At 71.9% G+C, this 4762-nt stretch carries 3 protein-coding genes and 1 pseudogene; 2 read left to right on the top strand and 2 right to left on the bottom strand.

Annotated elements, in window-relative coordinates:
* Positions 1-751 (top strand): annotated as a pseudogene (locus tag HMPREF3086_RS07505) (MFS transporter); the annotation flags it as partial.
* A 42-nt stretch (positions 752-793) separates the two neighbouring features.
* Here the strand turns inward: HMPREF3086_RS07505 and ppc are convergent.
* Positions 794-3679, bottom strand: a complete 2886-nt coding sequence (gene ppc, locus HMPREF3086_RS07510) for a phosphoenolpyruvate carboxylase (protein ID WP_246830933.1) — start codon at positions 3677-3679, stop codon at positions 794-796.
* A 108-nt stretch (positions 3680-3787) separates the two neighbouring features.
* Between ppc and HMPREF3086_RS07515 the strand changes: the two genes are divergently transcribed.
* Positions 3788-4219 (top strand): DUF4870 domain-containing protein, encoded by a 432-nt coding sequence (locus HMPREF3086_RS07515; RefSeq protein WP_061917842.1) that lies wholly within the window; start codon positions 3788-3790, stop codon positions 4217-4219.
* A 143-nt stretch (positions 4220-4362) separates the two neighbouring features.
* On the opposite strand, the gene HMPREF3086_RS17985 is transcribed toward HMPREF3086_RS07515, so the two are convergent.
* Complete coding sequence (locus tag HMPREF3086_RS17985) at positions 4363-4623, bottom strand: type II toxin-antitoxin system RelE family toxin (protein ID WP_083324343.1); 261 nt, start codon at positions 4621-4623, stop codon at positions 4363-4365.
* Positions 4624-4762: the final 139 nt, after the last annotated feature.

Here is a 4762-nt window from a genome sequence, read left to right on the forward strand (position 1 = left end):
CGGGTTCGGGCTCAGCGGCCTCGCGGCCGGGGTGGTCGGCGAGTTCGCCCCCGCGCCGCTGCTCTCGGCCTACCTGCCGCATCTGGTCCTGGGCACGGTCGCGCTGGTCGCGGCCTGGAACGCCGCCGACCCCTACGTGCCGCGCGGCGGGACCGAGTCGACTCCGCTCATCCCCGCCACCGCCGTCTCGCGCCGGTTCCTGCTGGGCGTCGCGCCGTGGGCCCCCCTCGTGTTCGGCTGCGCGAGCATGTCGTTCGCGGTGCTCGCCGACCTCCTCGGCGGCGACGCCGGCGGCCGGCCCACCCTGTACGCGGGCGTCATGGTGGGCGTGACGCTCGGCTCAGGCGTGCTCATCCAGCCGGCCATCCGGCGGCTGGCCGCGAACTCGGTGCCGTCCCGGCCGCCGATCGCGGGTCTCGCGGCGGCGTGCGCGGGCATGGCGGCCGGCGCGATCCTGGTGGCCTCCCCGGACCTGCCCGGCCGGGCGCTGTGGCTCGTGCCAGTCGCGGTCCTGCTGGGCATCGGCTACGGCACGCTGCTCGTGGCGGGCCTGGTCGAGGTGGAGTTCCAGTCGGGTCCCCGCGACCACGCCGGTCTCGTCGCCGTGTTCTACGTTCTGGCGTACCTCGGCATGGGCACGCCGTACTTCCTCGCCGAGCTGTCCCGCTTCGGCGGGCCGGGCCCGTGGATCGCGGGGCTCGCGGTGGTGTGCGCCCTGCTCATCCCGGTCACGGCCCGCCGCCTCCGCTAGCTGCCGGCTCTACTAGTCCGAGTTCCGCTAACCCGAGTTCCGCTAACCCGAGTTGCGCAGGGCCGTCGCCAGGCCGTTCATCGTCAGCTGGATACCGGTGCGCACGGCCGGGTCCTCGTCGCCCGCGCGGTATCGGCGCAGCAGCTCGACCTGCAGCACGTTGAGCGGTTCGAGGTAGGGGAAGCGGTTGCGGACCGAGCGGGCGAGCGCCGGGTTGTCGTCGAGGAGCGTCTCCTGCCCGGTGATCGCCAGCAGCATCTCGCGGGTGAGCTCGAACTCGTCGGCGATCACCCCGTGGATCCGCCGACCCACCTCCGCGTCGGGCACGAGTTCGGCGTAGCGGCCAGCTAGCCCCATGTCCGCCTTGGCCATCACCTGCGCCATATTGGACAGTGTCGTGCGCAGGAACGGCCAGTCGTCGTACAGCCGCCGCAGCGTGGCCAGGCGCTCGTCGGCCGCGTCCTCGCCGCGCTCGTGGATCCACGTCCGCAGCGCGGTGCCCACGCCGAACCAGCCGGGCAGCATGACCCGCGACTGCGACCACGACAGCACCCACGGGATCGCCCGCAGGTCCTCGACCGACGACGTCTGCTTCCGCGAGGACGGCCGCGAGCCGATGTTGAGCTCGCCGATCTCCGCGACCGGCGTGGAGGTGGTGAAGTACTCGATGAACCCCGGGTCGGAGTGCACGAGCGACCCGTACGCCTCCCGGCCGAGCGTGGCGAGCTCGGCCATCACGCCGTAGGCCTCCTCAGCGCGGTCGCCGAGGCCCTCGACGTCGAGCAGGGACGCCTCGAGCGTCGCCGCGACCAGCGCCTCGAGGTTGCGCCGCGCCCGCCGCGGCTCGGAGTACTTGGCGGAGATGACCTCGCCCTGCTCGGTGATCCGCAGCGCGCCCTGCACGGCGCCCGGGGGCTGGGCGAGGATCGCCTCGTAGGAGTTGCCGCCGCCGCGGCCGACCGCGCCGCCGCGACCGTGGAAGTACCGCAGGTGGACGCCGGCGCGGTCCGCGGCCTCCACGAGATCGCGTTCGGCCTGGTAGAGCGCCCAGTTCGCGGCCAGGTACCCGCCGTCCTTGTTGGAGTCCGAGTAGCCGAGCATCACCTCGAGCACGTCCCCCTGCCCGCGGATGAGCGCGCGGAACTGCGGGATCGCCAGGGCCGCGTCGAGGATGCCCGGCCCGGCGGCGAGGTCGTCGATCGTCTCCAGCAGCGGGATGAGCCGCACGCTCGACCGCGGCTCGGCCGGGTCGCCGGAGAACAGTCCCACCTCGCGCAGGAGCACGGCCGGTTCGAGCAGGTCGGACACGGACCCGCACATCGACACGATGTAGTGCGGCACCACGTCCGCGCCCAGCAGGTCCACGGCCGCGGCGGCCGCCCGCAGCACCCCGAGTTCCTTCTCCGCCAGCTCGGAGAGCTCCGCGCGCGGGCCGAGCAGCGGCCGGTCGTGCGAGAGCTCGCGCAGCAGCAGCTCCACGCGCGTGTCCTCGTCGAGCGCCGAGTAGTCCTCGCTCACGCCGGCCTTCGCGAACAGCTCGGTGAGCACCTCCTCGTGCGACTCCGAGTTCTGCCGCATGTCCAGGGCCTGCAGGTGGAACCCGAACGTGCGCACCGCCCACCGCAGGTCCCGCAACCTCGGCGCCCGCAGCATCCCGGCCCCACACTCCCCGAGAGCCGCGTCGATGACCTCCAGATCAGCGAGCATCTGGGCCGGGGAGGTGTAGGCCTCGTCGTCGTCGTGGTCGCGGTGGTCGCCGTGGGCGGCGCCCGGCGCCGATCCGGGTGACGACGACGAGGTGGTCCCCCGCGCGGCGAGGCGGCGCCGGACCACGCTCACGGCGCGGCGGAAGGGCACGTCCTTCCGCGCGGCGGTGAGCTCGCCCTCCTCCTCCCCGAGGGAGTCCGCGAGGTCGCGTAGTGCGGTGGGCACCTCGACGACACGCTGCGACAGGGGCAGCTCCCGCTCGAGCATCCGCAGCTGGTGGGCGTAGTGCTGGTGAAGCAGCGCGGCGGCCTGCTCGGTGGCGAAGCGGACGACGTCTCCGGTGACGTACGGGTTGCCGTCGCGGTCGCCGCCGATCCAGGAGCCGGGGCGGACGACGGGCCGGTCGCCGCAGCCCAGGCGCTCGGCGATCTCCGCGTTGAGCGGCGGGATCACGTCCATGAGCGTGGCGTCGTGGTACTGCAGTCCGCCCAGGATCTCGTCTTCGATGCGGGGGCGCTGGCTACGGATGATCGCGGTCTGCCACAGGGTGAGCACCTGGCGGCGGATGTCGGTCTCGACCTCGGCCAGCTCGTCCTCGGTGACGCGGTCCTGTGGCCCGGTCCGCAGGGCGTCGCGGCGGCGCATGAGGTCGAGGACGCGGCGGGTGATCTCGAAGACCGACCGGCGGCGCGTCTCGGTGGGGTGAGCGGTGAGCACGGGGACCACCCGGGCGGTGGACCGGACCGTCTCGAGCTTGTCGCGGTCGGGCTCGGTCTCGGCCAGGCGTGCCCAGGTGGCCTCGAGGTCCCCGTCGGGCGGCGGCGAGCCGGCGGCCGTGTGGATGCGGCGACGCCGCTCCTGGTGGAGGTCCTCGGCGACGTTGGCCAGCAGGGCGAACAGCGAGAACGCCCGGATGACGGGGATGACCTCGGCGGCGGGCACGTCGGTGAACAGGGCGGCGACCTCGTCGCGGTCGGCCTCCGAGCGGCGGACGGCGAACGCGGTGCGCCGCGCGGTCTCCACGAGGTCGAAGATCCGCTGGCCGGCCTGCTCCCGCACGGTGTCGCCGAGCAGGGCGCCGAGGAACCGGACGTCGTCGCGCAGGGGGCGGACGGCGTCTTCGAGCGGGTCGACGCCGTCGGGTGCCGACTGATCGACGTCGGGCTGGTCGGTGTTCGGCTGGTCGGTCGGGCGCTGGTCGGACTGGGTGGTGTCGGCCATGCCCGCCACAGTAGGCGCGGCATATGACAAGTGCGTGAAACCTGGCTCGTCGCGGGAACCGGGGAGATCCCCGATGCGCGGGCGCCGCTTCACGAGGAGACTGGGGTCATGACCCAGCAGCCCGGTTTCTCCCAGCACGGCGACCCCCGGTACGGCGATCCGCGGTATGGCCAGCCGCCCGTGGCCGCGCCCGACGACCGCACGCCCGCGGCCCTGGCCCACGCGTCGAGCCTCATCGCGATGGCGCTGTCGGCCGGGTGGCTGTCATTCGTCGGTCCGCTCGTGATGTGGCTGATCTACAAGGACCGCAGCCCGTTCGTCCGCCAGGCCGCGGCCGGCTCGTTCAACTTCAACCTCGGCCTGTGGCTCATGAGCATCGTGGGCTGGATCTGCATCATCACGGTGATCGGTATCCCGCTCGGTCTCATCCTCCTGGCGGTGTCGTTCCTCGCGCAGATCATCGGCCACGTCATCGGCACCCTCCGTGCGCTCAAGGGCCGGACGATCAACTACCCGTTCCAGCTCAAGGTGCTGCGCTAGAGCCGCTGGTCTGCTTTCGGCGCCGCATCGACGCTGGCCGGGGCGCTGCCGGAGGATGTCGAGAATGAGTTTGAGTGCTTGGGCGGTGGAGCATTCGCGTGGTTGGACCCTCACTAAGATCGTGAACCAGCGTGGGGATGGGGTCACTTGTAGACGTCACCGCGGTGGCCGATGCGTAGTACGAGTACAACGAGGGCCTCGTCTTCGATGTCATAGATGACGCGATGGCCACCGACGCGGATGCGGAGTTCGCCGTCACCTACGGCGAGTTGGATCGCTCCGGGCGGTCGCGGTGTCCCGGCCAGCGCCTCGATCGCCCGGACGATTCGCTTCTGCTCGGTGGGATGAAGTTTGCGCAGGGCTTTGGCAGCCGAGGGCTTATAGGAGATCGAATAGGGCTTCAGACGAGCGGGGGCGCTGGTCTACAGGCCCAGTTCCGCCATGAGGTCTTCGTGGGAGATGCTGTCGTTCTCGCGGCGAGCGGCAGCCGCGGCTTTCATGTCGACCTGATCTTCCAGGGCCTGTAGGGCGCGGTCGAAGAAC

It is taken from the genome of Dietzia sp. HMSC21D01 (assembly GCF_001815995.1).
GTDB classification, from domain to species: Bacteria; Actinomycetota; Actinomycetes; order Mycobacteriales; family Mycobacteriaceae; genus Dietzia; species Dietzia cinnamea.